This window comes from Pseudomonas sp. UBA3153, assembly GCF_002364635.1.
Classification (GTDB): domain Bacteria; phylum Pseudomonadota; class Gammaproteobacteria; order Pseudomonadales; family Pseudomonadaceae; genus Pseudomonas_O; species Pseudomonas_O kuykendallii.
Window position 1 is genome coordinate 4,940 of the sequence record NZ_DEYR01000020.1, and the last position, 1,370, is coordinate 6,309.

General features: G+C 70.9%; 1 protein-coding gene and 1 pseudogene. Both read right to left on the reverse strand.

All coding sequences use genetic code 11. The features are described from left to right. Nucleotides 1–78, reverse strand: a pseudogene (locus tag B2X67_RS04650) (amino acid ABC transporter permease); the annotation flags it as partial. Beyond that, nucleotides 71–1,370: aconitase X catalytic domain-containing protein (locus tag B2X67_RS04655; protein ID WP_286784750.1), on the reverse strand; the 1,300-nt coding region annotated here is incomplete at its 5' end. The pseudogene B2X67_RS04650 and the gene B2X67_RS04655, both read right to left, overlap by 8 nt.

Sequence of the window (1,370 nt, forward strand, 5' to 3'; positions counted from 1 at the left end):
GAAGGTCACCCAGGCGCCGGCGAGCATGTCCGGCAGCGCCTTGTAGGCGGCGCGCCAGTGGAAGGTGTAGTCAAACATGGGCGGGTTCCTCCGTGGCTTCGCCGAGCTGCAGCCAGGCCGGCAGACGCCCGCTGGCGCGCCCGCTGCAGGCGGCGTCGACGCATTCGGCGAGGCTGCCGAAATGCACCCGACGGCCGACCAGCCCCGGTGCGTAGTGGGCGTACTTGCCCGAATTGGTCATCAGGGTGCGCGCGGCGGGCGGAATCACCGGCTCGCCGAGCATGCACCAGCAGGTGTCGGTGACGAACTGCGCGCCGAAGGCTTCCAGCGTGGCGACGTGGCCGGCATCGCGGGCGCGTTCGTGGATCGCCCGGCCGCAGGTGATCACCAGCGCGGTGTCGGCATGCTTGCGACGGCCGGCGCAGAGCGTGGCGAGGCGCGCGCATTCGCTGAAGGAGAAGTGCGGATTGCCCAGCGAGACCAGGTCGACCCGTGGCTCCTCGGCGCTGTTCAACTCCCACCAGCTTTCCAGCAGGTCCATGGCGCTGACGCGCAGCAGCCGTGCCGGCGCCTGGCCGCCCAGGGCGCGTTCGGCGCTGGGCGCTTCCGGCGTCACCCCGGCGATGTGGAACATCGGCGCGGCCGAGGTGGTGGCGAAGGCGGCGCCGAAGGCTTTCAGGTCGTCGAGGTCCGGCTGTGCGTGCTCCAGGCCGCAGATCACCGGGATCTCGCTGCCGCAGAGCAGGCCGACGTGGTAGCCGAGCAGCGGGTAGAAGGCATCGTCCAGCTCATCCAGCGCCGGCAGCTCGATGCGCAGGCTGGCGTGGCGCTGGCCCGGCAGGTGGCAGCCGCTGAGCGGCGCGCGGCCGGTCAGGGCGATGCAGATGTCCAGGTAGTCGGGGTACTTCAGGGTGCGTGCGCCGAGCACGCTGTTGGCGTAGACCACCGCGTTGGATTCGGCCCAGACGATCTGCTCGCCGAGGCGCGGCGCGCTGTCCAGCAGGTAGGGCGCGCAGGTGAAGCTGACCTGCGCGCCCATCTCCAGGTAGGCATCGCCGAGCGCGGCTGCGGGCTCGCCGAAGGCGGCGTCGATGCCCTGCTCGCGCCAGCGGCGCTTGTCCACCGAGATCGCGTTGAGCGTGGTCGGCACCTTCACCTGGGCGCCCCATTCCACCAGTTGGCGGGCGAAGCGCAGGCAGGCCGGGCCGGTGTAGATGCAGCCGTCGATGTGCGCCTGGGTGATGTCCAGCAGCGTGTTGGCGCCCTGCAATTCGGCCATTCGCACGATGATGCCCATGGCCACCTGCGCGGCCCTGCCGTGGACGCCGTCGAGCATTTCGCGGTCCTGCGCGCTGAGCGTCAGGCACGGC